This window comes from Sphingomonas astragali, assembly GCF_051400615.1.
Classification (GTDB): Bacteria; Pseudomonadota; Alphaproteobacteria; order Sphingomonadales; family Sphingomonadaceae; genus Sphingomonas.
Map to the genome: position 1 here is coordinate 1 of NZ_JBLFFH010000003.1, position 25,941 is coordinate 25,941.

Consider the following 25,941-nt stretch of genomic DNA (forward strand, 5'->3'; position numbering starts at 1 on the left):
GCGGAATCCGGCAGCGGCTGGTCGGACCCGACGAAAGGCGCGCCGGCGGCGTCGGTGCTCTGGCAATATGATGCGGCCGGCAACATCCGCAGCCGCAAGGCGAGCTACCACGTCATCACCGAGGCGACGTTGGGGTTCCAGGCGGAGGCGACGGTCGCCAATCCAACTACAATCCCGACAAGCCGGGACTTGTCGCATCACCAGATGCCCGGGACCAATCGCCATCCCACGCGGCGCGTATAGTCCTGATACCCCGGCAGCTCCGCCTGCAGCAGCCGATCCTCCCACGCGGTGCGCAGGACCAGGACGGCCGAGGCGATCGCGACCGGCACCAATGCCCAGAACGATCCCAGCGCGAGTGCCATCCCGAGGAACAGCAGCAGCGCTGCGACATAGCCCGGATGGCGTACGAACCGGTACGGCCCGGTGTCGATCACCCGCTGGTGGCGCTCGGACTGAATGCGGACGCCGGGCTCGAAGAACGGGTTGACCGCCTGCGCCCATGCCGTCACCGCGATGCCGGCGAGCAGCGCGGCATAACCAAGGATCGCGAGCCAGAGCGGCACCGCCGACCAGTGGAACCGCCCCGCATCGAGCGCCGCGACCGGCAGGATCGCCACCATCGCCGGCAGGATCACCGCGAGCAGCGCCTTGTCCCAGCCCTTCGTCCCCGGCTGGAACCGGCTGCGGGCGCGGTAGATCACCGGATTGACCCGCGCCAGCACCAGCGCCGAGGCGCCGAAGCCCAGTACCAGCACGGCGACGAACACCCATCCGGGCCACCAGCCGATCGACCCCGCCGGCAGGAACAGCAGCAGGAGCAGGGCAAGCGGCAATCCGACGGCATAGGCGAGAGCAGTGCCGCGCGACATCGCGGCGGGTTCCCTAGGAGCTTCCATGACAGCCTTCTCCGACCGACCGTTCACCTATAACATGTTCGCGGGAATCGCTTGCCCTCGACCGGTCAGATCGACCAAGTCGCCCGCGATGACGTTTCAGGTGGACATGGGGGCGGACGGTGCCGGCAGGACCGTCTCGATCGATCTCGAGGAGCTGCTCGCCACGCGCCTGCTGGTGCAGGGCAATTCGGGCTCGGGCAAGTCGCACCTCCTGCGCCGCCTGCTGGAAGGCAGCGCGGCGCAGGTGCAGCAGGCGGTGATCGACCCGGAGGGTGACTTCGTCACGCTCGCTGACGCCTATGGCCATGTCGCGATCGAGGCGGCCGACTATTCGGTGGGGGAGATCGCCCGGTTCGCGATGCGCTGCCGCGAGCACCGCGCCTCGGTGGTGCTGAGCCTGGAGGGGCTGGAGATGGACGGCCAGATGCGCTGCGCCGCCGCGTTCCTGGGCGGCCTGTTCGATGCGCCGCGCGAGCATTGGTACCCGGCGCTGGTCGTGGTCGACGAGGCGCAGATCTTCGCCCCCGCCGCCGGCGCCGAGGTCAGCGAGGAGGCGCGGCGCACCTCGCTGTCGGCGATGGCGAACCTGATGTCGCGGGGGCGCAAGCGCGGGCTGGCCGGCATCATCGCCACCCAGCGGCTCGCCAAGCTGTCGAAGAACGTTGCGGCGGAGGCGAGCAACTTCCTGATGGGCCGCACCTTCCTCGACATCGACATGGCCCGCGCCGCCGACCTGCTCGGCATGGAGCGGCGCCAGGCGGAGACGATCCGGGATCTCGGCCGCGGCACCTTCCTGGGGCTGGGGCCGGCGATCGCAAGGCGGCCGGTGACGATCGCCATCGGGCCGGTGAAGACCTCGGCACGCAGCAGCAGCCCGTCGCTGATCCCGCTGCCGGAGACCTCCGCGGTCGAGATCAAGGACCTGCTGCTGGCCGCGGTGGAGGAGCCGTACCTCATCCCGCCACCGCCGCCGGTGCGCGCGCCGACGCCGGTGGTGAGCGTGCTCGACCAGTTGAGCGAGGCGGCCGCCGCTGCCGAGCCCGAGCCGGAGGAGGAGGTGCTGGTCGATCGCGAGCCGGTGGTGATCGAGGCGCTGCGCGGCATCATCGAGGACCCGGATTCGCGCGCCAAGCCGGCGGCGGTGCTCTACCAGGACTTCCAGGTCCGCTGCCGCATGGCGGGCGTCCGCCGGCCGCCGCTCGACGCCTCGGGCTTCACCCGCCGGCTGGCGGCGGCGCGGGCCGGCATCTTCACCGGGCTCGATGCGGAATGGGCGCCGGCGCTGGAGGCGGCGTGCGGGGTTCCCGACGATATGCTCGGCGCCTTCCTGCTCATCGCCCACGCCGCCCGCGAAGGCGAGCAAGGCCCGAGCGACGAGGCGATCGCCGCGGCCTATGGTACGGGGTCGCTCGGCCGGGCGCGGCGGGTGCTGTCCTATATGGAAAGCCGCGGGATGATCGTGACCCGGGTCGACCTGTCCGGCCGGCGCTCGATCGCCATCCCCCAACTGGGCTGGACGACGGCGCCGAGCGAGTAATCCTTCCGTTCGCCCTTCGACAAGCTCAGGGCGAACGGGTGAAGGCAAATCGCCCGGTCCGCCGTCACATCGCGTCGCGGATCGTCTCCATCGCGACGAAGGTCGAGGTGCTGGCGACATGGGGCAGGTTGGAGATGCGCTCGCCCAGTACCTCGCGGTACTTGCGGATGTCGGCGGTGCGGACCTTGAGCAGATAGTCGAAGCTGCTCGCGATCATGTGGCATTCCTCCACTTCCTTGATGCGCAGCACCGCGCGGCGGAAGTCCTCCAGCGCCGCCTCGCGCGTGTCGGACAGCTTCACCTCGGCGAAGGCGATATGGTCCAGTCCCAGCCGCGCCGGATCGACGATCGCGCGGAAGCCGCGGATATAGCCCTGGTCGATCAGCCGCCTGAGGCGCACCTGGCACGGCGTCTTGGACAGGCCGACACGGCGGGCGAGCTCGGCGATCGGCATACGCCCGTCCTCGCGCAGCAGATCGATGATCCTGCGGTCGAATTGGTCGATGGCCATTTAGCCCGAATCCTGGCTGGAATGAAGGTCGATAGACCTCCTGATGCCGCAGGATAAGTCGGATCGCCAGATGCATTTGCGATAGGAAGAGCCCACATCCCGACCGAGGCACCGATGGCGCAACCGTCCGAACTTCCGCCCCTTTTCGCCGATTTCGCTCCGCCGATCCGCGAGCAGAGCGCACTCAGGCAGGCGATCACCGCCGCCTACCGCCGCCCCGAGCCGGAATGCCTCGCGCCGCTAGTCGAGCAGGCGACGCTGCCCGCGCCGGTGCGCGCTGCCGCCGCCCGCACCGCAACCGCGCTGATCGAGGCGCTGCGCGGCAAGCGCCGGGGCAACGGCGTCGAGGGACTGGTGCAGGAATATGCCCTCTCGAGCGAGGAGGGCGTCGCGCTGATGTGCCTCGCCGAGGCGCTGCTGCGCATCCCCGACGACGACACCCGCGACGCACTGATCCGTGACAAGATCGCCGGCGGCGACTGGAAGGCGCATCTGGGGGAGGGGCGCTCGCTGTTCGTCAACGCCGCGACCTGGGGGCTGGTGGTCACCGGCAAGCTGGCCGGCAGCGTCGACGACCGGGGCCTGGGAGCCGCGCTCACCCGTCTGATCGCGCGCACCGGCGAGCCGGTGATCCGCCGCGCGGTTGCGCTGGCGATGAAGATGATGGGCGAGCAGTTCGTCACCGGCGAGACGATTGCCGAAGCGCTGAAGCGCGCCCGCCCGCTCGAGGCGCGGGGTTACCAATACAGCTACGACATGCTCGGCGAGGCCGCGACCACCGCCGCCGATGCCGATCGCTACTACCGCGACTATGAGTCCGCCATCCAGGCGATCGGCGCCGCCGCGGCCGGGCGCGGCGTCTATGGCGGGCCGGGCATCTCGATCAAGCTGTCGGCGCTGCACCCGCGCTATTCGCGCGCACAGGCCGACCGCGTGATGGGCGAGCTGCTGCCGCGCGTGAAGGCGCTGGCGGTGCTGGCGAAGGGCCACGGCATCGGCCTCAACATCGACGCCGAGGAGGCGGACCGGCTCGAGCTGTCGCTCGATCTGCTCGAAAGCCTGGCGTTCGACCCTGACCTTGCCGGCTGGAACGGCCTCGGCTTCGTCGTCCAGGCCTATGGCAAGCGCTGCCCGTTCGTGATCGACTGGATCGTCGATCTCGCCCGCCGGACCGGGCGGCGGATCATGGTGCGGCTGGTCAAGGGCGCCTATTGGGATGCCGAGATCAAGCGTGCCCAGGTCGACGGCCTCCCGGACTTCCCCGTCTACACCCGCAAGGTCCACACCGACGTCGCCTACATCGCCTGCGCCTGCAAGCTGCTGGCGGCGCGCGATGTCGTCTTCCCCCAGTTCGCGACCCACAATGCCCAGACGCTCGCCACCATCGTCGAGATGGCCGGGCCGGACTTCGCGATCGGCGACTATGAGTTCCAGTGCCTTCACGGCATGGGCGAGCCGCTCTACGACGAGGTGGTGGGGGAGGATGGGCTCGGCCGGCCTTGCCGCATCTACGCGCCGGTCGGCACGCACGAGACCCTGCTCGCCTATCTCGTCCGCCGGCTCCTGGAGAACGGTGCCAATTCCTCCTTCGTCAACCGTATCGCCGATCCCGATGTATCGATTGCGGAACTGATCGCCGATCCGGTCGAGACGGTCCGGGCGATGGCCGAGCCGGGGCAGCAGCACCCGATGATCGCGCTGCCCCGCGACCTCTACGGCGCCCGGCGCAACTCCGCGGGGCTGGATCTCAGCGACGAGACGGTGCTGGCGGCGCTGAGCGAGACGATGCGCGCCGGTGTCCATTCGAACTGGAGTGCGGCTCCGGCGAATGGCGAAGGTACGCCGCGCCCGGTTCTCAATCCAGCCGACCACCGCGACCGCGTCGGTACCGTCGTCGAAGCCTCGCCCGAGCAGGCCCAGGCTGCCGTCCGCATAGCCTTGGCGGCTGCGCCGTCATGGGCGGCGGTACCTGCGGCCGAGCGTGCCGCTCTCCTCGAAAGCGCCGCCGACCTGATGCAGGAGCGGATGCCGCCGCTGCTCGGCCTGATCCTGCGCGAGGCCGGTAAGTCGCTGCCCAACGCCATCGCCGAGGTGCGCGAGGCGGTCGACTTCCTCCGTTACTATGCCGAGCAGGCGCGGCTCACGCTGGGAGAGAGCCAAATGCCGCTGGGCCCGGTGACCTGCATCAGCCCGTGGAACTTCCCGCTTGCGATTTTCACCGGCCAGATCGCCGCCGCGCTGGTCGCCGGCAACACGGTTCTCGCCAAGCCTGCCGAGGAGACCCCGCTGATCGCCGCCGCAGGCGTCGCCATCCTCCACGAGGCCGGCATCCCCGCCGACGCGCTGCAGCTCCTTCCCGGCGACGGCGCGATCGGCGCCGCGCTGGTCGTCGCCCCGGAGACGGCGGGAGTGATGTTCACCGGCTCGACCGAGGTCGCGCGGCTGATCCAGGCCGAGCTCGCCACGCGCGTCTCGTCCGCCGGCGAGCCGATTCCGCTGATCGCCGAGACCGGCGGACAGAATGCGATGATCGTCGACTCCTCGGCGCTCGCCGAGCAAGTGGTGGCCGACGTGCTCGCCTCCGCTTTCGACAGCGCCGGCCAGCGCTGCTCGGCGCTGCGCATCCTGTGTCTGCAGGAGGAGATCGCCGACCGCACGCTGACGATGCTCAAGGGCGCGATGCGCGAGCTGCGCGTCGGCCGCACGGATCGCCTCAGCATCGATGTCGGCCCCGTCATCACCGCCGAGGCCAAGGCAAACCTCGAGAAGCACATCGAAAGGATGCGCTCGCGCGGCCATAAGGCCGAGCAGCTGCCGCTTTCAGAAGAGACGGCGCACGGCACCTTCGTTCCGCCAACGATCATCGAACTCACCAGCATCGCCGAACTGGAACGCGAGGTGTTCGGCCCCGTCCTCCACGTCGTCCGTTTCAAGCGCGCGGAGATCGATCGCCTGATCGACCGGATCAACGCCACCGGCTACGGCCTCACCTTCGGCCTGCACACGCGGCTCGACGAGACGATCGCGCATGTGACGGCGCGGGTGAAGGCGGGCAACCTCTACGTCAACCGCAACGTGATCGGCGCGGTGGTGGGCGTGCAGCCGTTCGGCGGGCGCGGGCTTTCCGGCACGGGGCCGAAGGCGGGCGGGCCGCTTTATCTCGGCCGGCTGGTGAGGGGTGCCGCGATGCCGCCGCAGCTGGCGGTCGCCGCGACCGCCACGGCCGTGCGCGACCTCGCGCTGTCGTTGGAGGCAACGGGAGACGGCGCATCGGCCGATGCGGTCCGCAAGCTGCCGGGCGTCCCGCTGTCCGCCGAGCTGGAGCTGCCCGGCCCCGTCGGCGAGCGCAACCTCTACGCGCTTCACCCGCGCGGCCGCATCCTGCTGCTGCCGGAGACGCGTGCCGGCTTGGTCGCGCAGATCGCCGCCGGTCTCGCGAGCGGCAACGACCTCGTCGTCCAGGCCGATCCGGCGATCCGGCCCGCTTTGCCGCCGAACCTTGTGTCTCGCGTACGCTGGGTCGAGGAATGGACTGTCGCCGGGCCGTTCGCGGGCGCGCTGATCGAAGGCGACGCGGCACGGGTCTGCACTCTCCAGCAGGCGATCGCGGAACTGCCCGGCCCGATCGTGCTGACTCAGGCCGGCACCGTCGGCTATCGCCTCGACTGGCTGGTCGAGGAGGTGTCGACCTCGATCAACACCACCGCCGCCGGCGGTAACGCGAGCTTGATGGCGATGGCCTAGTCAGTCCGCCGTGCTCCTGCGCAGGTAGGAGCCTAGAGTCGGTTTCAGTTGACCGGAATCGCCTTTGTCCCGTTCGCCCTTCGACAAGCTCAGGGCGAACGGAAAGGAGGCGGTTCGACCAAAGTGAAATCGAGCCCAGGTTGTGTGGCATTCATCTTAGCCATTCGAGCGCGGCCCCATGTTCCGCCGATTCCTGGTCGAGTGCGATACGCCGATGATCAGCGACCGGCAGGCGGTCGCCGAGCTTCAGGATAGGCGCCGAAAACCCGCGGAAATCCGTCGAAAGTCACGAAAGTCATAGGTGGATCGGCCCCCTCCGAATGAGGCCGTCCGGTATCGGCGTCTTCCGAAAATGTTGACTAAGTTGACTCAGGTCGTGTGTTTGCGAGCCGATACGCTGGGAACGCTGCACGGACGCGGCGGTGGCGCGACATGGATGAGATCGACGAGATCAAAGAGCGGCCCGGCCGGCGCTCGCGCGGCTCGGACGGGCCGAGCCAAGCAGGCGAAATCCTACATTGCAAGCGACGTTGCGGTGTGTCCGCAGCTTCGCCGAAACGCTGAACGTCAGCACGACCTAGTCTCCGTCCGCTTTAGATTGAATCACCGTGCTCCCGCCTGTGTGGGAGCACGGTGATTCAATCTCAACAGAACAGACTCCAGGCCGCAAGCGGCACTCCGATGATCCAGGGCTCCTGCCTTCGCAGGAGCACAGATTCAGTTGTCCAGCGAAAGTATCGCCACCGACTTGGCCGGCAACCGGACCGTGATGGCGCCACTTTCGACACGTCCTGCGATCGGTTTCGGCGTGACGGTATCCGGCGCCTCGAAGCTGTTGATCGAATTGACATTGGCCGCCGTCAGCACCTGTCCCTCCGCGCGGCGGACGGAGAGGCCAGGCACGGCCACACCGATCTCCGCCGCCTTGTTCGGATCGACGTTGACCAGCGCCAGCCACAGCTTCCCGTCGGCCGCACGCGCCGCGACCGCGTCGACGCGCGGCAGCTCGACATCGCCGCGGCGATAGCGGCCCGCCTCGAAGCTTACCGGCACGAACGTCGCATCCTGGAACGGCAGGTACATCCTGAAGACGTGATAGGTGGGGGTCAGCACCATCTTCGGCCCGTCGGTCAGGATCATCGCCTGGAGAACGTTCACCATCTGCGCGACGTTGGTCATCCGCACGCGATCGGCATGGCGGGCGAAGATGTTGACGTTGAGCGCGGCGATGATCGCGTCGCGCATCGAATTCTGCTGCACGAGGAAGCCCGGGTTGGTCCCCGGCAACGGTGCCAGCCACACGCCCCATTCGTCGATGAAGAGCGGTACCTTCTTCTCGGGATCATATCGGTCCATGATCGCCGAGTGGGCGGCGATGCGCGCGTCCATGACCAGCGTCGCCTTCACCAGCTTGGCATAGTCGTCCTCGCCGAAGCCGATGCTCGGATAGGACGGCGGCCACCCGCCGACCGTGTAGGAATGGAACGACAGCCCCTCGATGTTCCAGCTCCAGTCGTGGCTCTTCCATGCCTTCATCACCGCTTCGGTGTAGCTGGTGTCGTCGTCGGTGGGGCCGACCGCGATGCGCTGCATCGCCTCGTCCTTGGCCTGCGCCGGATTATAGTTGCGCACGAAGCGTGCGTAGAGCTTCATCTGGTCGGTATAGAAGTCCGGCCGCATCGCCCCGCCACAGCCCCAGCTTTCGTTGCCGATGCCGAGGTACCTGACCTTGTAGGGCGCCGGATGCCCGTTGGCGGCGCGCTCCTGTCCGGCGCTGCTCTGCCGGTCCGCGGTCATATAGGCGATCCAGTCGGCCGCTTCCTTCACGGTTCCTGATCCGACGTTGACCGAGACATAGGCCTCCGCGCCGATCTGGCCGACGAAGTCCATGAACTCGTCGGTGCCGAACGCGTTGGTCTCGATCGCGCCGCCCCAGTTGGCGTTGACGGTCTGCTTGCGCCGCGCCGGATCGCCGATGCCGTCGCGCCAGTGATATTCGTCGGCGAAGCACCCGCCCGGCCAGCGCACCACCGGCACCCGGATCGCCTTCAGTGCGGCGACGACGTCGCTGCGGATGCCACGGACGTTGGGGATCGGCGAATCCTTCCCCACCCACACGCCGCCGTAGATGCCGGTGCCGAGATGCTCGGCGAATTGGCCGAAGATGTTGCGGTCGATCTTCGGGCCCGGCCGGTCCGCGTGCACGGTCACGGTCGTGACCGCACCCGTCTGCGCGAAGGCGGGGACGGCGGCGAAGAGCGCGACGGCCGCGGCGGTGTGGCGAAGGGAGAGGTTCATACTGAGTCCTTGCTGATGGGGCGCGATGTTCAGACGGGCTGCAGCCCCTGCTCGACGATCTTGCGGATCAGCGCGCGATGCCGCGGCAATCCGTCCCGCAGCCGCGCCGTCTGGACGGCATTCTCCCGCATCGCCCGCTCCGCGATCCTGGCCTCGTCCGCCAGCGCCTCCGGCTCGACCTCGGTGCGGAAGCCCATGCCGTAGAGGACATACTGGTAACTCGCCGGCGGGAAGACCTCCTCGACCCGGTCGAACTCGTCGTGGAACCACGGCGACTGGTGGTGCCACAGCGTCAGCAGGTCCTGGAGCCGCTCGGGGATCGTCTCGGGCAGCCGGTTGTCGCGCCAGAAGGCGCTGTCCTCGCGCTGGCTCAGCACATAGTGGAGCTTGAGGAAGTCGATGATCCTCCCCCAGCGATAATGGGTCGTGGCGTTGAAGCGCGACGCGATCACGTCCATCACTTCGCGGCACACGGGCATCTGTTCGGCGATCAGCTTGGCGGACAGCTCGATCAGCACGATCGCCGAGGCCTCGAGCGGCTCCAGGAACCCCGCCGCCAACCCGGTCGCGACGCAGTTGCGCTTCCAGAAGGTCTCGCGATGTCCCGAGCGGATCGGGATCCTGCGCACCGGCAGGTCCCTGCCCGCGGGGCCGAGATAGGCGCGCAGTTCGCGCTCGGCCTCGTCGTCGGAGATATGGCGGCTGGAGTAGACATAGCCGGTGCCGCGCCGGGTCGGCAGGCCGATGTCCCAGATCCATCCCGCCGACTGCGCGGTCGAGATGGTGTGCGAGGCGATCGGGCTCGCCTCGCTCTCATAGGGGATCTGCACGGCCAGCGCGGTGTCGCAGAACAGGACGTCGCCGCAGTCCTTGAACCCCACGCCCAGCGTCTCGCCGATCAGCAGCGCCCTGAATCCGGTGCAGTCGACGAACAGGTCGCCCTCGATCTCGCCCGCCTGTTCGGTCGCGATGCTGCGGATGTCGCCGTTCTCGGCAAGCCTCACCTGACGGACGTCGGCCAGCACGTGGCGCACCCCCAAGGTCTCGCAGCAGTGGCGCTGCAGGAAGGGGGCGAACTTGCCGGCGTCGAGGTGATAGGCATAATTTGCCACCGCATCGAACTCGGGTGTCGCGATCGTTTTCGGCGCGAGGCCGTCGTCGCAGATCCGCCCCTGCGGACACACCGCGTCGCAGAAGCTGCGCCCGTTCCCCTCCGCCAGCCAGTGCGGCACCAGATTGAGCTGGTGGAAGCTCTGCGGCAGCATCAGCGGGTGGTAATAGCCGTCGTCCGCCGCGCCGGTGGTCCAGCGCGCGAAGCGGGCACCCTGCTTGAACGCGGCATCGCACTGGCGGAAGAATTCGGTTTCCGACACCCCGATCCGCGCCAGCGTGGTCCGAAGCGTCGGCCAGGTCCCCTCGCCAACGCCGATGATCGGCGTGTTGGGCGATTCGACCAGCGTTACGCTGAACCCCGTCGCCATCCGGCTGCGGTGCTTCGCCGCGATGACGCCGGCGGTCAGCCAGCCGGCGGTGCCGCCGCCCACGATGACAATCTTTCGTACGGGATGGGTCATCTTCGTCCGCAAAAAAGCCCGGGGATGCCGACGATGACCGACATCCCCGTAAGGGGAGACCTAGAAGCGGAACCGTGCGCCCGCGGTGAACCGCCGTCCATAGGCGAACACGTCGAGCAGCTGGTTGTCGAAGCGCCCGTGGGTGCTCATCGTCTCGTTGGTGAGGTTGAGCGCCTCGAAGAAGACGTTGATCTGCTTCGTAAGCTGATAGCTGGTGCTGAAATCGATCTGCAGGCTCGAATTGACGAAGGTCGGCTCGGCGCCGAACGACCCGGTGTTCTGGTTCTGGCCGAACTGCAGGAGATATTCGTCGCGCCAGTTCGCCGCCACGCGCGCCTCGAAGCCGTTCTTGTCGTAGAAGCCGACGAAGTTGGCGGAGTTGGCGAGGCCGGTGACGGCGAAACCGCTGAGCGAAGTGTCCTGCGGATCATAGGGCTTGTTCGTGTCGACGAAGGTGGCGTTGGCGTTGAAGCCGAAGCCGCTGTTGCCGAACACATGCTGCCAGGCGATCTCGACGCCGCGCACCGTTGCCTCGGGCCCGTTGACCCGCTGCGACACGGCGAACTGCGCCGGCCGTCCGGTCGAGGGATCGATAACGTCGTTGATCGTCTCGGTCTGTACGCCCTGCACGATGAAGTTGCTGACGTTCTTGAGGAAGAAATTGACCGAGGCGTAGGAATTGCGCTGGTAATACCATTCGGCCGCGAAATCGAAATTGTCGGCAAGATAGGGCCTGAGCTGCGGGTTGCCGCCGTTGGCCGTGAGCGCACCGCGACGCTGGCCGACGCCGACGTTCAGCACCGGCGTCAGCAGGTCGAGCGTGGGCCGGGTCAGCGTTCGCGACGCGTCGAAGCGCAGGTGGAACTTGTCGGTAAGCTCCAGCTTCATGTCGACGCTGGGCAGCAGATAGGAATAGCTGCTCTTGGTGGTGACCTTCTGGGGATCGCTCAGGATCACCGTCAGCAGCGTCGGGTCGCCGGTGTTCGGCTGGATGCTGAGCGGCACCTGCCCGAAACCGATCGCGGTGACGTTCGTGTTCTCCTGACGCAGGCCGGCATTGAAGTGGAACGGCATCCCGGCGACCTCGGTATCGAAGTTCGCGCGGACGAACAGTGCCCAGCTCTTCTCGGTGATGTCCCGGATGCTGCCGTTGTCGAGCGCCAGGTCGAACCTGCCGCGGAAGTTCCACAAGCCGTTGTTGGGATCGGTCGGACCGGGGTAGTTGAAGCCGGGAATCGGCGTTGCATAGGGATTCCCGAGGCCTTCCAGAAATTCCTGATAGGCGCGTGCGTCGAACCTCAGCAGCGTCGGCGGCAGCGCGCCCGAGAAGCCCGGAATGAAGTCTCGCGTGCTGACCTGGCCGGTGAACAGGCTCGCCGGGATGAGCACGCCGGTCGTGCTGCCCGACGGTGCACCATAGCCCGCATAAGCCTGCCAGAAATTGTTGGCGAAGGTGTTGCGCTGCTGGAACTGGAAATGATCCTCGACATATTGGCCGCCGATCTTGATGCCGAAGCCATCCTGCTCCCAGCTGGCGGCGAGGCGCCCCTGCTTCAGCTCATCGGTGTTCCTGGTCGCCTGGCGCACCGTGACGTGCGAGCCCATCACCGAGGGATCGGCCCAGCGCGACGGGTCGCCGTTCGGGCCATAGTCGTGCAGCACGGGGAGGGTGTCCTTGCTGTCGCCATCGATCCGGATGCCGAGCGAGGGGCCGATCGCGAAGCCGTAGCCGATGTCGGCATTGTCGCTGCTGATCTCGCCGTTCGGATTGAGCCAGCTCTTGGCGTAGCTCACGTCCGCTTCGAGCTTGAGGTTCTCGGACGCGTCCCATTTGAGATTGAGGCCGGTCTGGTTGGTCTGCCGCACGGACCTGTCGGTACCGGCGACGAAGTCGGTCTGCGAGCCGGCCTGGGTGAAGTCGACCGTCGTCCCGTTCTCGTCGAGCTGGACGTTGCGCAGGCTGCCCTGATTGAACCAGATGCCATAGCCGAAGCTGTCGGTCCTGATCTTCTGCCGCGAGTAATTGTTGTCGAGCGTGAGCAGCACGTCGTCCGACGGGCGCCATTGGAAGGCGATGCGGCCGTCGATGCGTTCATCCTTGGTGTAGAGCTGCATCGCGCCATATTGCTGCTCGAACCAGCCGGGTATCGATCTGAGGTCCGAAGGCGCCGACGCCGGGTCGTCGCTGGGGTTGCACACCGTCGCCGTGGTGCCGGCGAGCTGGCACGGCGCGTAGAGGCCGCCCGGCCAGCCGCTCACATAGACGCGGTTCGTTTGGGTGTCGTGCCGCGTATACATGCCGGAGACCAGCACGCCGAACGTGCCGCCGGCGAAGGTATCGCTGAACAGCACGCCCGCGGTAGGGACGATCTTGCCCGCGTCGTCCTGGATCGAGCCCGATGCGGTGGCGACCAGCCTCATGCCCGAATAGTCGAACGGCTTGGGAAACTCGATGTTGACGGTCGCGCCGATCGAGCTGCTCGTCAGCGTGACGTCGGGCGTCTTCAGCACGGTCAGCCGCCCGACGAAATCGGCGCCGACGGTGCTGAAATCGACCGCGCGGCTTCCGGTGGCGGTCGTGATGCGGCGGCCGTCGTAGAGCGTCTCGTTGAAGTCGCCGCCGAAGCCGCGCACCGTGATGCCCTGCGGCTCGCCGCGCGCGCCGGCGCGCTGGATCGAGACGCCCGGCAGGCGCTGCAGCGAAGCCGCGACGTTCGAATCCGGGAATTTGCCGATGTCCTCGGCGGAGATGGCGTCGACCACGCCGGGCGCGTTGCGCTTGATGTCGAGGTTGCGTTGCAGCGACTCGCGCAGCCCAGTGACGACGATGTCGTTCGCCTGGCCCTCGTCGATCTGGGCCGGCGCCGCGGTGCTGTCTTGCGCCTGTGCCTGAGCGGCCGGACCGCCCTGCTCGGAGATGATAACGCTATCGCTTACCGGTGTTTCCTCGGCCAATGCCGGAGAGGCCGCCGCGATCGCAAACAGGCTCGAAGCGGCCGCCAGCGAAAATCGCGCAACTCGAATGCGATGAGTGGCGGTGACAGCCAATTTGATGCCGTTGCCTTCGGTCATACCCCCTCCTCTTCAGGCAGGAGCATTTGACGCGGCTGCACTATTTCGCCGGACCTCGGTCCAGCGAACTGCGGATCACCTGGAACTTTGAAGGAATCCGCCCTTCGGCAGCGTCGCGATCCTCTCCTGTTGTGTTATTCGTTGTTCGACGCAGAATAGCAGTAAAAGTTAGCGCTATCAATACCGCTTGGCGATTAGAGAGAGGAGTTCAGCGAATGGCGAGGCTGGAGGTGCTGAATGTGAGCGATCATCGCCATCTGCGCCTGCGGGCCGAGTCGGGTGGGGGACCTCATTTTGCGCAGATCGTCGCCGGCGAGTTCCCCGCTGCGGCTGCCCTGTGCCCGGTCCTGTTCGCGAAGAACGCCGAAACCGGCCGCTTCTATGCCGGCGCGATGCTCGGCTTCAGACCGGACGAGCCTCTGCTCGCCGAGCTTGGCGACGTTTTCCGGCCGCTCGACCTCCAGCGCCAGGCGTTCTTCATCTCCGGCGAACACGTCGCGATCGACCGCGAACACCCGCGGATCAGCGAGACGGAGGGCAAGCCGCTGTTCGACGAGGATGGCGAGCCGAGCGATTCGCTGCGCCGCATCCAGCGAGCGCTCGGCCTGCTGAAGTCAGGGGTCGAGGAGACCGAGGTGTTCATCCGCGCGCTTCTCGGCTTCAAGCTGATCGAACCGATCGATATCTCACTGCGCTTCGACGACGGCGAGGCCCTCTCGCTCCAGGGGCTCTATACCGTCAGCCTCGATGCGCTGCGCGACCTCGACGATTCGGCCGCGCTCGAATTGTTCCGCAGCGGCCATCTCCAGCTCGCTTACTGCATGATCGGGTCGCTGCAGCAGATTTCCGTCCTTGCCGATCGACGGAATCGACGCCTGTCGGCGTGAAAAGGAAGCGTGATGGCCCAACATCTTCCCGAAATCGACGCCGAATTGGTCGCGGACCCCGACTCGTTCAGGCAGCATGTCTGCGAGCGGTGCGAGCCCGTGGTGGTGAGAGGCGTCTGCGCCGACTGGCCTGCACGACAGGCGGCGGAGCGGTCTCCCGGCGATCTGGCGAACTACCTGCTCCAATTCGATGGCGGCATCACCGCAGAGGCGTTCATCGGAGCGCCCGATATCGATGGACGCTATCATTATGACGAGGGTCTCGCGGGCTTCAATTTCCGGCGCGAGGAACTCGGCATCCGCGACGTGCTCGACCGGATTGTCGGTGACCGTGGATCGTCCATCTACATGGGCTCGCTTCCGGCGGACCGTCACCTGCCCGGCTTTGCCGACGAGAACCGTGCGGCGATGATCGCTCCGTCGGTTCGCCCTCGCATCTGGCTCGGCAGCCGATCGGAGATCGCCTGCCATTACGACACCTATGACAATCTGGCCTGCGTCGTGGCGGGAAGGCGCAGGTTCACGCTCTATCCTCCCGACGCGATCGCCGACCTCTATGTCGGCCCGATCGACCATACCATGGCGGGCCAGCCGATCGGCTTGGCCGTCGGCTCCGTTCCAGGCGATCCGCGCTATCCCCGGTTCGAACGCGCGCGGGGCCGCGCCGTCGTCGTCGAGCTGGAGCCCGGCGACGCGCTGTATCTGCCGAAGCTCTGGTGGCATCGCGTCGAGGCGACCGGGCCTTTCAACCTGCTCGTCAACTATTGGTGGGACGGCTTCAGCGCCGGACCGGATGCGCCCTATACGGCGATGATGCTGGCGATGATCGCGATCGCTGAGCGGCCGGCAGGGGAGCGCGCCGCCTGGCGCGCCTTCTTCGATCACTATGTCTTCCGGCCGGACGGCCACCCGCTGGCGCATCTTCCGGAAGAGAAGCACGGCCTTCTTGGCCCGCTGCGAAGCGGCAACTATCGCCGCATCCGTGCGATGGTGATGCAGTTGCTCCGCGGCGGATGAGCCGTTCAGGGTCAACCTCTTCCCACCTCCGCCGCAGCTGGATGATTGCGCGTGCGAACCGAATTCTCTTATTGAGTTCTTCATTGCACGGCCCGCGGGTGTCCGGCGTTAAGGGACGGCATCAGCGGGGTAGGCGGGGAATGGCAGTGGCAGCGCAGGACAATCCGGACGAGGATCGCCGCTACCGCGCGCCTGCGCTCGAGAAGGGGCTCGACATCCTGGAGCTGCTGGCAAGCGAGAGCGCGCCGGTGACGCTCACCGGCATCGTCAACCGGCTCGGCCGTTCGCATGGCGAATTGTTCCGCATGGTCCAGGTGCTCGAGTTCCGCGGATATATCGAGCAGGATCCGGCGTCCGACGGCTATCGCGTCAGCGACCGGCTCTTCTCGCTCGGGATGCAGCAGCCGCGGATGCGCAACCTGATCGAGGTGGCATTGCCGGTCATGCGCCAGCTCACCTTGTCTCTCGGCCAATCTTGCCATCTCGCGCTGCATAGCCGCGGCGAGATGGTGGTGGTCGCGCGGATGGAGTCGAGCGAACAGCTCGGTTTCTCCGTGCGCGTCGGCTACCGGCGCCCGCTGTCGAAGTCCGCGTCGGGCGCGGTGCTCTACGCCTTCCAGCCCGACGATGTGCGCGAGCGGTGGGAAAGGCTGTTCGACCCGCCGCTGAACAAGGAAGAGCTCGCGCAATTCCGCGCCCATGCCGACGAAATCCGCGAGCGTCAGGTCGAGATGGCGCCGAGCCAGTTCGTCGCGGGCGTCACCGACATCTCGGCTCCCGTCATGCGCGGCGGCAGCGCCGCGGCGGCGCTCACCGTGCCGTTCCTGAAGAAGCTGCAGCAATCGCTGATGCCTCGCGAGGCGATCGCCCAGGTCCGTGAGGCCGCACAGCGCATCTCCGAGCAACTCGTCGAAGGCGACAGCCGGGTCTGACGGGCGTCAGCCGCACATGCGATCGCTCCCCGCGGACATAGAGACGCCAGTCGACGATGCTCCGGCCGCCCTCGTTCATATTCCGCTTGCGCAGGCAAGTATTGGCACATATGAAAATTCATACCATAAGCAAACAAAACCGGGAGCTCCGCGCCTGATGCGGATCACCAAGCTGCGGGTGCTCGACATCCGCTTCCCCACGTCCCAGCAGCTCGACGGATCGGACGCGATGAACGCCGATCCGGACTATTCGGCCGCCTATTGCATCCTCGAGACCGACCAGCCGGGGCTGGCGGGGCACGGCCTCACCTTCACCATCGGTCGCGGCAACGACATCTGCTGCGCGGCGATCCAGGCCCTCGCGCCGCTGGTCGAGGGTCTCGACCTCGACTGGATCCGCGAGGATGCCGGCCGTTTCTGGCGGCATGTGACCAGCGACAGCCAGCTGCGCTGGATCGGGCCGGAGAAGGGCGTGATCCATCTCGCCACCGGCGCGGTCGTCAATGCCGTCTGGGACCTCTGGGCCAAGGCCGAGGGCAAGCCGCTGTGGCGGCTGGTCGGCGAGATGTCGCCCGCCGAGCTCGTGCGGCTGATCGACTTCCGCTACATCACCGACTGCATCACCCCGGACGAGGCGCTGGCGCTGCTCGAGCGGCGCGCGGAGGGCAAGGCTGAACGCGCCGCGCGCCTGCTTGCCGAAGGCTATCCGTGCTACACCACCTCGCCCGGCTGGCTCGGCTATTCGGACGCCAAGCTCGACCAGCTCTGCCGCGAGGCGATCGACGCCGGCTTCCGCCACATCAAGCTGAAGGTCGGGAGGAGCCTGGCCGACGACATCCGCCGCGTCGGCATCGCGCGCGAGGTGCTGGGGCCCGATCGCGAGCTGATGATCGACGCCAACCAGGTATGGGAGGTGGGCACCGCGATCGACCACGTCCGCGCGCTCGCCTTCGCCAAACCCTGGTTCATCGAGGAGCCGACCAGCCCCGACGACGTCGAAGGCCACCGCCGCATCCGCGAGGCCGTCGCGCCGGTCAAGGTCGCGACCGGCGAGATGTGCCAGAACCGCATCGTGTTCAAGCAGTTCATCATGCGCGGTGCGATCGACGTGGTGCAGATCGACGCCTGCCGGCTGGGCGGCGTCAACGAGGTGCTGGCGGTGCTGCTGATGGCCGCGAAGAATGACCTGCCCGTCTGCCCGCACGCCGGCGGCGTGGGGCTGTGCGAATATGTGCAGCACCTCTCGATGATCGACTATCTGAGCTTCGCGGGGACGAAGGAGGGCCGCGTCGCCGAATATGTCGACCATCTCCACGAACATTTCGTCGCCCCCTGCGTGGTGACAAACGGAGCCTATCTGGCGCCGGAGGCGCCGGGCTTCTCGATCGAGATGAAGGCGAGCAGCCTGTCCCGCTACGAGCACGGAGCCGCACAGCCGCCGGCGACGGCCTGAACCGCACCTCAACCGGCGTCCCATAGCCTACGGGAAGTCGATCCTTGGCTGCTTGCCGACGTCGCCTTCCGCCCGGCGCGATCAAGCCGGGCCCGAACCGGCTCGACGTCCGGGTCTCCAATCTCTGGATCAATCGTCTGATCGGCGATGCGCAACCCGGCGCAATAGGATGCGCTCGCTCCCGTGCGCTATGGATCCCGTCCTTTCGCTGTCATCCCTTGCTCCCTCCTCGCCCGAACGCGTCACGGTCGGCGTCCTTTTTCGATCCGCCGGGCCTCGGGAGTTTAAAGCCAGCGAGAGCAGCGCAAGGGGAACCAGGGACACGCATCATGAGCGCCCTGCTTCCGCGGCGAGATGACCTCGCGCTCATGAACATGCCTACCGAACGAGTTGCACTTTCCTGCGTAGTAAGATACCAACGCGCACCTTATATAGGGCGGCGACAGGGAAGTTTGCTGAGGTACCGCGGGCGGTTTTCCGGCGGATTTGGAGCCACGAGCTTGTTGATGTGCAATCTCGAAAGCCGGGCGGCGAAGCTGCTCTCGACCGATCTGCACGATCGCGGAACAGCGGGATCGCCGAGCCGCGTACGGTCGCCGCCAACTGGAGGATCGTCACTGTCTGGCGGGACACTGGAGCCTTCTCCTTTCATCCCTAAGACACCGGGGAACGGGCACAGCCCCATCAAAATGACGGCGACGTTGTCGCGTCGTGGCGTGGCAGTGCGCGGACCCGCGCCTCGTCGATCCTCGGCTCATCTCGGCCGCTGAAGACGCGGAAGCAGGATGTCGACGAGCAGCGGGCTCCTTCAGACCTTCGCGGATTCGCGTCCGGCGCTGTTGCGCTATCTCATGTTGCGCGGGGCATCGTCCGCCGACGCGGAGGATATTCTTCAGGAGGTCTACCTCAAGCTGCTTGCGGACAGGATCGGTCCGGTCGCCGAGCCGCGCGCCTATCTCTACAGGATGACCAACAACCACTTTCTCGGCCTCCGCCGTACGGCCGACCGGCGCACGCGCCGCGAGGAGGATTGGGTGGATGCCTTCGGCGGGAACGACGGCGAAGTCGACGAGCGGCCCTCGGTCGAGGCGGAGCTCATCGCGCGCGAGCAGCTTGCGATCCTGCAGCGCGTGCTGGACGGGCTGCCCGAACGGACCCGCGCGATCTTCCGCCGCTTCCGGGTCGACGGCGAGCCTCAGCGCCAGATTGCGGCCGATCTGGGCATCAGCGTCAGCGCCGTCGAAAAGCACCTGACCCGCGCCTATGAGGCGATTTCGGCTGCGAGGCTTCGTCTTGATGGGGAGCGTCGGGATCCGCGGCGTCTTAAGGCTGAAAGAGGTCGTCATGGGAGCTGAGACGCAGGACAGCGTTCGCGAGCGTGCCATCGAGTGGCACGTCCGGCTTCGCCATGGCGACGACGCGACCTGGGAGGCATTCGCCGAATGGCTGGCCGAGGATCCGCGTCACGCCGAGGCCTATGACGAGATCGAGCGAACCGATCTCGCGATCGAACCGCTGCTGCCGGGCGTGGTTTTCCGGGAAGCGGCCAATGATGTCGACGTGCCGATCGCGCCGCCGGGGCGCCGGGCGCGCCGTTGGGTGGTGGTCGGCGGTGCGCTGGCGGCATCGGTCGCGGCCGCGGTCGTCTTGGTCCCGCAGCTCGCGTCCGGCCGATACGACGTCGCCACCGGACCGGGCGAACGCCGGACGGTGACACTCGGTCCTGCCACGCGGATCGTGCTCAACGGCTCGACACGCATGACGTTCGACCGCAAGGATCCGCGCTTCGCCGCTCTGACCGAAGGCGAGGCCCTGTTCCGCGTCCGGCACGACGGTGCGAAGCCGTTCAGGCTGGAGCTCGGCGAGGATCGCGTGGAGGATGCCGGAACGATCTTCAACGTCGCGCGCGGGATGGGCGAGGTGCGCGTCGCCGTCGCCGAAGGCAAGGTCGTCTACAATCCAGGGCGCGATGCCGTTCCGCTGGATGCGGGCCAGGCGCTGGTGGACCGCTCCGGGTCCAAGATCGTCCGCGTGACCCGGATACCGGTCGAAGCCGTCGGCTCATGGGAGAAAGGAAGGCTCGTCTACTCGGGGGCGCCCATGTCGGAGGTCGCGGCCGATCTGGGCCGGGCGCTCGGCGTGCGGATCGCCGTCTCTCCCGCCATCGCCGATCGCCCCTTCTCGGGCGCGATAGCGCTCGACGGCAGCCGGGCCGAGCAACGCAAGCGCCTGGAGCTGGCCCTGAACGTGGTCCTGGAAGCGGGGCCGCACGGTTGGACGATGAAGCCTGCCGACGGTGCGGTACGCTAGATGGGCGGCGGCCACCGCCGCCATCGCCTGCGGCCTGAGCATGGCCGACGCCGCTCATGCGCAGCGCTTCAACGTCCCCGCCGGACGTCTGGGTGACGTAGCGGCAGCCCTTGGAGCGCAGGCGGGAATCACGATCGCGGTCACCGATCCGGATCTCGCCGCCCGCCGTTCGCCCGGCATTCGCGGCGCATCCTCCGTGCGCGCGGCGCTGGCGCAGGCTCTGCGGGGAACCGGTGCCGAGGCGATGTTCTACGACAAGGCGACCGTCCGGATCGTGCGGCGGCGCGCGCCGCCGCCTCCTCCGACCAGGCCCAAGCCGGCTCCGGCCCCAGCACCGCCCCCCGCCGAACATCATCCCGCCGAGATCGTTGTCACAGCCAGCAAGCAGGGAATGCTGCTCGACAACTATCCCGGATCGGTCAAGTTCGTCGAGCTCGAGCCGGGCTGGCTCGCGCGCAACGCGGCGGCGGGAACGGCAGCGATCACGGAAGCCCTGCCGACGCTCGGTTCGACGAATCTCGGCCCCGGACGGGACAAGCTGTTCGTTCGCGGCATCGCCGACAGCAGCTTCAACGGTCCGACCCAGGCGACGGTGGGCCAGTATCTCGGCGACGTCCGCCTCAACTACAACGCGCCCGACCCGGACCTCAATCTCTACGACATGCAGCGCGTCGAGGTCCTGGTCGGCCCGCAGGGTACGCTCTACGGCGCGAGCTCGCTGGGCGGGATCATCCGGCTCGTGCCCAACGCGCCCGACGGCAGCGCCGCATACGCGACCGCATCGGGCGGCGTGAGCTCCACGCGTTTCGGCGCGATAGGGAGCGACGCCGCCGCGATGTTCAATCTGCCGGTCGGGAAGGGCGGGGCTGCCGTTCGCCTTGTGCTCTACGGCGCGCGCGAGGCCGGCTATATCGACGACCCCTCGCGGGCCCTGCGCGACATCAACAGCACACGCAGCTACGGCACGCGCATGACCTTGCGTCTCCCGGACCTGTCGGGATGGACGATCGATCTCGGCGGCGTCTTCCAGAACATCGCCAGCCGCGACGGGCAATATACGCTCCGCGGCGATCCGCCGCTGACGCGCACCAACGCGCTGCAGCAGCCGTTCCACAACGACTATCGCGTCGCCTACCTCAACGCGCGCCGGATGCTGGGAAGCAGCGAGCTGGTCACGACGACGTCGGTCGTCCGGCACGAGCTGAGGTCGATATTCGACGCGACCGGTCACGACGGCTCGGCGACCCCGACGCAGTTCGAGGAGGAGAACGACATCACGCTCGTCTCCCACGAAACCCGCGTCTCGGGCGGGAGCCGGAAGACTCCCTGGGTGGCGGGCGTGGCGGGAATCTACAACGACAGCCAGCTGAGGCGCTCGCTCGGCCCGCCGGCGTCTCCGGCACAGATCGCCGGGGTTCGCAACCGGCAGCTCGAGCTTTCGCTGTTCGGGCAGGCGTCGCACCCGCTCGGCCGCTCGCTGATCGCCACCGCCGGCGGCCGGCTCACCTTCGCGCGCAGCACCGGCAGGCTGCTCGACGAAAGCCGGGATGCGGACGAGGGACTGTTCCGCAATCAGCTGCGCTTCTCGCCGAGCTTCGCGCTCGATTGGCATGTGACCCGATCCCTGTCTGGCTTCCTGCACTTTCAACAGGGATACAGGGCCGGCGGCCTGGCGGTGGCGCCCTCGGGATCGACGCTCGAGAGCCAGAAGTTCGCGGCCGACGACCTGGGCCAGATCGAGCTCGGCGTGCGGTGGGGGCACAAGGAACGGGACCGGCTGTCGGTTCGCGCCGCCATGTTCCTCGTCGACTGGAATCACATCCAGGCCGATCTCGTCGACAGCTCCGGCCTGCCATATACCGCCAACATCGGCAGCGGCAGGATCTACGGGCTGGACGGGGAGATCACGTGGCGCCTGTCGCCTGCCGTGACGGTCACGGCGGCCGCTTTCCTGAACAACAGCTATCTGCGGGCGGCCGAGCCGGCGTTTGCCGGCGAAGACCAGAACACCTTGCCGAACATCGCGCATACCGGGGTGCGGGTGGCGGCGGAGTGGCGGACGCAGATCGCCGCCGGAATCTCCCTGACGGGGAATGCGTCGCTGCGACATGTCGGCAAATCCAACCTCGGCGCAGGCCCGCTGCTTGGCGTCTCCCAAGGGGATTACACGGTGGCGGGGCTGGGCGGCCGGCTCGACTTCGGCGGTTTCGGGATTTCGCTCGACGTCGCCAATCTCGGCGATACCCGCGCGAATACCTTCGCGTTCGGCAATCCGTTCAGCTTGAGGGATGGCGACCAGATGACGCCGCTCCGGCCTCGGACCATCAGGTTGGGGATCGACGCGCGCTTCTGATTGTCCGCACCGGCAGGGGATCGACCCGCCGTCTCTCGGCTAAATTTTTGATGAGGCTGCACCGACCTGCCGGCGTCTCAAGGCTGGAAGGAGAGCGCCCTGGTGCCCACCCATGCAATCACGAGCATCGAACTGGCGGTGATCGCCCTGGCACGAAATGATCCGGTTTCGAGCCTGGTGCGACAGAACGGCGTTTCCCGATACCTCTTCGGAGTACGCGCACCGCCGCTCGCGGATTCCCGACTCGAAGCCCTGCGCCGTTATGCGATCCTGCGCCGCACGCACCGGGGCGCATTCGTCGAGGCGGAGCGCATCCGCCTCCGCGATGCGGGTTACGACGATCGGCGTATAGCCGAGATCGATCGGCTGGTGGCTCCGAACGATCCCGAACGGCCGGAATCCAATCCCTTCGGACCAGCGCCGGTCATGTCCCCTGAACCACAAGCAGCGAGTATAATGATGCGATATCTGCCGAAAACGCGTACCCAGCTCTTTGCGTCGATCACTCTTCTTGCGATCGCCTTGTGGCCCGCCGCGGCGAATGCGCAGGCGGACCCCATAGCCAAGATCGAGGAACCGGAGGCGGACCAGGACGGGGACCATTTCATCCTCGGTGTCGGGGGCGCCTACATGCCCGCGTACCAGGGCGCGGACAGCTATCGTTTTCAGCCGCTCCCCGACATCGACGTGGCCTGGGAACCTCTCTTCCTCAACCTGCGCGACGGGCTGGGCGTCAAGGTCATCGACACGGACGTCGTGACGGCGGGCGTGAGCCTGACGGGCGTCCAGGGCTATCGCCGCAGGGATGCGCCCGAAGGGATCGGCAAGCTCTCGCTCGGCTTGGGCGGGCGTGCCTTCGTGAGCCTCAAGGCGGCGGGTTTCGTCGCCACGCTCGGCGGCACGAAGGTGATCACCGGCGGAACCAAGGGATTCATCGCCGACGTCGGCGTGGCCTATCCGGTCGCCGTTTCCTCGCGCTTCACGCTCGTTCCTTCGATCGGCACGACCTGGGCGGACCGGAAGCACAACGATCGCTATTTCGGCGTGAACGCGGAGCAGTCCCTTGCGTCGGGCCTCCCGCAGTTTCGCGCGGGGAGCGGCTTCACGGACGCGACCGCGGCGCTCAGCGCCAACTACCGCCTGACCGACCGCATCAGCCTCAGCGTCACGGGCGCCGTCACCACCTTGCTCGGCGACGTGAAGGACAGCCCGATCGTCTATCACAAGACCCGGCCGCTCGGCTTCGTATCCTTCACCTATCGCTTGTGAGCTCCCGGTACCGCATCGCGTCGAACGGTGACGGCACAGTCGTGGCAAGAGCGGGGAAGCCGCGGGCTTGGATAACCAGGCTCAAGGTTTTCCCGTTCGGGACGGTGGGGCTGTGGCTCGTCGGCCTGCTCGCTCCGGCCATGATCGGTGTCTCGGTGGCAAGGATACTGGATTCGCTGCTGGTCGGCCTGATGGGCGCCGGCTTGGGGGCGCTTCTTGTCGTGTCGGTCTGGACGTCGATCATTCCGCATCGCCGATGAACGCGTCTGAAACGGCAAGAACCATTCCGGACCTCGCGCTGACCCCGAAGATCATGGTTCCCGATCCACGGGGGCGACGAGAGGAAGAAAGACTTGATCGAGGATCTCGTAAATGACGAAATCGGAGACACCATCGAAGGTCATGATGACTTCGTGGCGCAACAGGTCCTTGGGCAGCGAAGCGATCCGCGGCGTGATCCTGTCCGGATCGATTTCGCCGCGATCGATCCCTCGCTGCAGAATTTCTTCGGTAGCGCCACCGTCGACAGCAAGGCGGGATTTCAGCGCCAGGAGATTCGACCGCTCCCGAACGAGGTCCTCGTTCATCGCCAGCATCAGCCGAAGCATCGTCGGGGCGCCGCGGTCCGACAGCTTGCGGAGCAGCATGGCCAGCTCCTCGCGCACGCTGCCGAGATCCGGCACTTCAATCGGATTCTGGGCGAAGTGACGCGCCATTGCAGCGGCGGCAAGTTCGAGGCGGCTCTTCCAGCGGCGATGCAGCACGGGGCGGCTCGTCCCCGCGCGTCTGGCAACCCTCTCCAACGTCGTGCCGGAGTAGCCGCGTTCAGCCAGTTCTGCCCATGCAGCCTCGAGAATAGCTTCCTCGAGCACCTCCCCACGCCGCCGCGAGGCCTTCGCCTGAGCCATTCCTGCGCCGTATCCCTCCACCGTGCCGTGAGTTAGATGCCGATCCGCATCTTAACGATGGGGCAGCATCATGTCCAACATGACGCCGTCGGGCTACCGTTCCCAAGCAGTCGGCTGAGCCGGCGAAAGCCGCAATGCGGCCGCTATCGACCGATGCAAAGCATTGACGATAGCCTCGGATTTTCACCGTGGCGTTCGAAGTCGGCGCGGATATCCAGCCGTGCCTCACGGAGCGGGTTCACCATCATCGGGTCAGTTCGTCGAAAGCGGTTCTCGATCGGTCGATGGATTCTCGTAACCACGCGACGAACTGCCGTTCGACAGGGCTGGGGCCGCTGCGGCGCACCGGGCGGAACAGCGCATAGCCTTCGCCCAGCGGTCGGATCGTGCGCGCGACGGGCACCAGCCGACCTGACGCCAGATAACTGTCGGCGATGACCGGCATTGCCAGCACGATGCCGGCGCCGGCACATGCCGCTTCGTACATGAGCTGGAGCGTCGGAAAGACGCGCAACCGTAAGGGACATGGCGCCGATTCGCCCTCGCCCGCGAACCAGCGCTCCCATAGTCGGGAGGGCGATTGCACGGTCAGGAGCGGCCGGACGGCCAGTTCCGCGTCCGACCAGCCCTTCCGTCCCACGAGCTGCGGGCGTGCCGCCGGAATCGCGACCACGTCGAACAGGCGCTCGGCGGCAAGGCCCGGTTGCTCAGACATGCCGCCCCAGATCGCAAGCTGCGCCTCGCCCGAGCGCAGCACGTCGGGATTGCGCGACGGCAGCACCTCGATCTCGATCCCGAGGAGGTCCTGCGCCTCGGGCAGGCGCGGCACCAGCCACGCGGCGGCCAGGCTATGCGACGTGGCGACAGTGAGGCGCTCCAGCGGATCGGGGCTGACCTGTGCGGTCGCGCGCCGGATCGCATGAAGTGCCGGCTCGACCGCAGCGAGGTATCGCGTCCCTGCCGGGCTCAGTCGCTGCGTCTGACCGCGCCGTTCGAACAGGGACGTGCCAAGGAACGCCTCGAGCGCGGCGATCCGCCTGCTGACTGCCGACGGACTGAGCGCAAGCTCGCGGGCCACGGATCGGAAGCTCGCACCGCCAGCCGCCGCTACGAAGATCTCGATCGCCTCGAGCGGAGGCGCCTGGCGCAACATGCGGACAGAACTAGCGCCGGCTTG

Annotated in this window: 19 protein-coding genes; 12 read left to right on the forward strand and 7 right to left on the reverse strand. The window is 67.2% G+C overall.

Annotated features, from left to right (window positions below):
• Positions 1-243: hypothetical protein (locus ACMGER_RS14600; RefSeq protein WP_436812900.1), on the forward strand; the 243-nt coding region annotated here is incomplete at its 5' end.
• Here the strand turns inward: ACMGER_RS14600 and ACMGER_RS14605 are convergent.
• Positions 198-899, reverse strand: a complete 702-nt coding sequence (locus ACMGER_RS14605; RefSeq protein ID WP_436812901.1) for a methyltransferase family protein — start codon at positions 897-899, stop codon at positions 198-200. The two genes, ACMGER_RS14600 and ACMGER_RS14605, sit on opposite strands and share 46 nt — an antisense overlap.
• An 88-nt stretch (positions 900-987) precedes the next feature.
• Between ACMGER_RS14605 and ACMGER_RS14610 the strand changes: the two genes are divergently transcribed.
• The gene (locus tag ACMGER_RS14610; RefSeq protein ID WP_436812902.1) at positions 988-2,436 is read left to right on the forward strand and encodes a helicase HerA domain-containing protein; all 1,449 of its coding nucleotides are present in this window, start codon (positions 988-990) and stop codon (positions 2,434-2,436) included.
• A 64-nt stretch (positions 2,437-2,500) separates the two neighbouring features.
• Here ACMGER_RS14610 and ACMGER_RS14615 read toward each other — a convergent pair whose 3' ends face one another.
• Entirely contained in the window at positions 2,501-2,947 is a 447-nt protein-coding gene (locus ACMGER_RS14615) for an Lrp/AsnC family transcriptional regulator (protein ID WP_436812903.1), read from the reverse strand.
• A 114-nt stretch (positions 2,948-3,061) separates the two neighbouring features.
• Here ACMGER_RS14615 and putA point away from each other — a divergent pair, with 114 nt between their 5' ends.
• Positions 3,062-6,691: a trifunctional transcriptional regulator/proline dehydrogenase/L-glutamate gamma-semialdehyde dehydrogenase gene (gene putA / locus ACMGER_RS14620; protein ID WP_436812904.1), complete on the forward strand. Its 3,630-nt coding sequence runs from the start codon at positions 3,062-3,064 to the stop codon at positions 6,689-6,691.
• 717 nt (positions 6,692-7,408) lie between these two features.
• On the opposite strand, the gene ACMGER_RS14625 is transcribed toward putA, so the two are convergent.
• Genes ACMGER_RS14625 through ACMGER_RS14635 form a run of 3 tightly spaced genes read right to left on the reverse strand, consistent with a single transcriptional unit; the run spans position 7,409 to position 13,635 of the window.
• Entirely contained in the window at positions 7,409-8,989 is a 1,581-nt protein-coding gene (locus tag ACMGER_RS14625; RefSeq protein ID WP_436812905.1) for an alpha-N-arabinofuranosidase, read from the reverse strand.
• A 29-nt stretch (positions 8,990-9,018) separates the two neighbouring features.
• A complete protein-coding gene (locus ACMGER_RS14630) occupies positions 9,019-10,563 on the reverse strand; it encodes a tryptophan halogenase family protein (RefSeq protein ID WP_436812906.1) in 1,545 nt (514 codons plus the stop codon).
• A gap of 60 nt (positions 10,564-10,623) precedes the next feature.
• Entirely contained in the window at positions 10,624-13,635 is a 3,012-nt protein-coding gene (locus tag ACMGER_RS14635) for a TonB-dependent receptor (RefSeq protein WP_436812907.1), read from the reverse strand.
• 26 nt (positions 13,636-13,661) lie between these two features.
• Between ACMGER_RS14635 and ACMGER_RS14640 the strand changes: the two genes are divergently transcribed.
• The 9 genes from ACMGER_RS14640 to ACMGER_RS14680 all read left to right on the forward strand — a co-directional run bounded on the left by ACMGER_RS14640 (position 13,662) and on the right by ACMGER_RS14680 (position 24,116).
• Positions 13,662-14,522: a SapC family protein gene (locus tag ACMGER_RS14640; protein WP_436812908.1), complete on the forward strand. Its 861-nt coding sequence runs from the start codon at positions 13,662-13,664 to the stop codon at positions 14,520-14,522.
• Positions 14,523-14,534: 12 nt separating this feature from the next.
• Positions 14,535-15,539: a cupin-like domain-containing protein gene (locus tag ACMGER_RS14645; protein WP_436812909.1), complete on the forward strand. Its 1,005-nt coding sequence runs from the start codon at positions 14,535-14,537 to the stop codon at positions 15,537-15,539.
• 140 nt (positions 15,540-15,679) lie between these two features.
• The gene (locus ACMGER_RS14650) at positions 15,680-16,471 is read left to right on the forward strand and encodes an IclR family transcriptional regulator (RefSeq protein WP_436812910.1); all 792 of its coding nucleotides are present in this window, start codon (positions 15,680-15,682) and stop codon (positions 16,469-16,471) included.
• Positions 16,472-16,628: 157 nt separating this feature from the next.
• Positions 16,629-17,924 carry an L-fuconate dehydratase gene (locus ACMGER_RS14655; protein WP_436812911.1) on the forward strand — a complete coding sequence of 432 codons (1,296 nt, stop codon included), beginning with the start codon at positions 16,629-16,631 and terminating at the stop codon, positions 17,922-17,924.
• A gap of 785 nt (positions 17,925-18,709) precedes the next feature.
• Positions 18,710-19,279: an RNA polymerase sigma factor gene (locus ACMGER_RS14660; protein WP_436812912.1), complete on the forward strand. Its 570-nt coding sequence runs from the start codon at positions 18,710-18,712 to the stop codon at positions 19,277-19,279.
• Positions 19,269-20,234: a FecR family protein gene (locus tag ACMGER_RS14665; protein WP_436812913.1), complete on the forward strand. Its 966-nt coding sequence runs from the start codon at positions 19,269-19,271 to the stop codon at positions 20,232-20,234. The genes ACMGER_RS14660 and ACMGER_RS14665 overlap by 11 nt, the downstream gene beginning before the upstream one ends.
• 40 nt (positions 20,235-20,274) lie before the next feature.
• On the forward strand, positions 20,275-22,587 hold the full coding sequence (locus ACMGER_RS14670; protein WP_436812914.1) for a TonB-dependent receptor: 2,313 nt from the start codon (positions 20,275-20,277) through the stop codon (positions 22,585-22,587).
• Between the two features lie 102 nt (positions 22,588-22,689).
• Entirely contained in the window at positions 22,690-23,856 is a 1,167-nt protein-coding gene (locus ACMGER_RS14675) for a MipA/OmpV family protein (protein ID WP_436812915.1), read from the forward strand.
• Between the two features lie 104 nt (positions 23,857-23,960).
• Complete coding sequence (locus ACMGER_RS14680) at positions 23,961-24,116, forward strand: hypothetical protein (RefSeq protein WP_436812916.1); 156 nt, start codon at positions 23,961-23,963, stop codon at positions 24,114-24,116.
• Between the two features lie 51 nt (positions 24,117-24,167).
• On the opposite strand, the gene ACMGER_RS14685 is transcribed toward ACMGER_RS14680, so the two are convergent.
• Positions 24,168-24,764, reverse strand: coding sequence for a TetR/AcrR family transcriptional regulator (locus tag ACMGER_RS14685; RefSeq protein ID WP_436812917.1), 597 nt, complete (start codon positions 24,762-24,764; stop codon positions 24,168-24,170).
• Between the two features lie 244 nt (positions 24,765-25,008).
• On the reverse strand, positions 25,009-25,917 hold the full coding sequence (locus ACMGER_RS14690; RefSeq protein WP_436812918.1) for a LysR substrate-binding domain-containing protein: 909 nt from the start codon (positions 25,915-25,917) through the stop codon (positions 25,009-25,011).
• Positions 25,918-25,941 lie beyond the last annotated feature (24 nt).

Coding starts and splice junctions, on each gene's coding strand:
- ACMGER_RS14630 (WP_436812906.1), bottom strand. CDS start 10,563: ATGACCCATCCCGTACGAAAGATTGTCATCGTGGGCGGCGGCACCGCC.
- ACMGER_RS14635 (WP_436812907.1), bottom strand. CDS start 13,635: ATGACCGAAGGCAACGGCATCAAATTGGCTGTCACCGCCACTCATCGC.
- ACMGER_RS14615 (WP_436812903.1), bottom strand. CDS start 2,947: ATGGCCATCGACCAATTCGACCGCAGGATCATCGATCTGCTGCGCGAG.
- ACMGER_RS14670 (WP_436812914.1), top strand. CDS start 20,275: ATGGCCGACGCCGCTCATGCGCAGCGCTTCAACGTCCCCGCCGGACGT.
- ACMGER_RS14690 (WP_436812918.1), bottom strand. CDS start 25,917: ATGTTGCGCCAGGCGCCTCCGCTCGAGGCGATCGAGATCTTCGTAGCG.
- ACMGER_RS14625 (WP_436812905.1), bottom strand. CDS start 8,989: ATGAACCTCTCCCTTCGCCACACCGCCGCGGCCGTCGCGCTCTTCGCC.
- ACMGER_RS14665 (WP_436812913.1), top strand. CDS start 19,269: ATGGGAGCTGAGACGCAGGACAGCGTTCGCGAGCGTGCCATCGAGTGG.
- ACMGER_RS14655 (WP_436812911.1), top strand. CDS start 16,629: ATGCGGATCACCAAGCTGCGGGTGCTCGACATCCGCTTCCCCACGTCC.
- ACMGER_RS14650 (WP_436812910.1), top strand. CDS start 15,680: ATGGCAGTGGCAGCGCAGGACAATCCGGACGAGGATCGCCGCTACCGC.
- ACMGER_RS14645 (WP_436812909.1), top strand. CDS start 14,535: ATGGCCCAACATCTTCCCGAAATCGACGCCGAATTGGTCGCGGACCCC.
- putA (WP_436812904.1), top strand. CDS start 3,062: ATGGCGCAACCGTCCGAACTTCCGCCCCTTTTCGCCGATTTCGCTCCG.
- ACMGER_RS14605 (WP_436812901.1), bottom strand. CDS start 899: ATGGAAGCTCCTAGGGAACCCGCCGCGATGTCGCGCGGCACTGCTCTC.
- ACMGER_RS14660 (WP_436812912.1), top strand. CDS start 18,710: ATGTCGACGAGCAGCGGGCTCCTTCAGACCTTCGCGGATTCGCGTCCG.
- ACMGER_RS14610 (WP_436812902.1), top strand. CDS start 988: ATGACGTTTCAGGTGGACATGGGGGCGGACGGTGCCGGCAGGACCGTC.
- ACMGER_RS14685 (WP_436812917.1), bottom strand. CDS start 24,764: ATGGCTCAGGCGAAGGCCTCGCGGCGGCGTGGGGAGGTGCTCGAGGAA.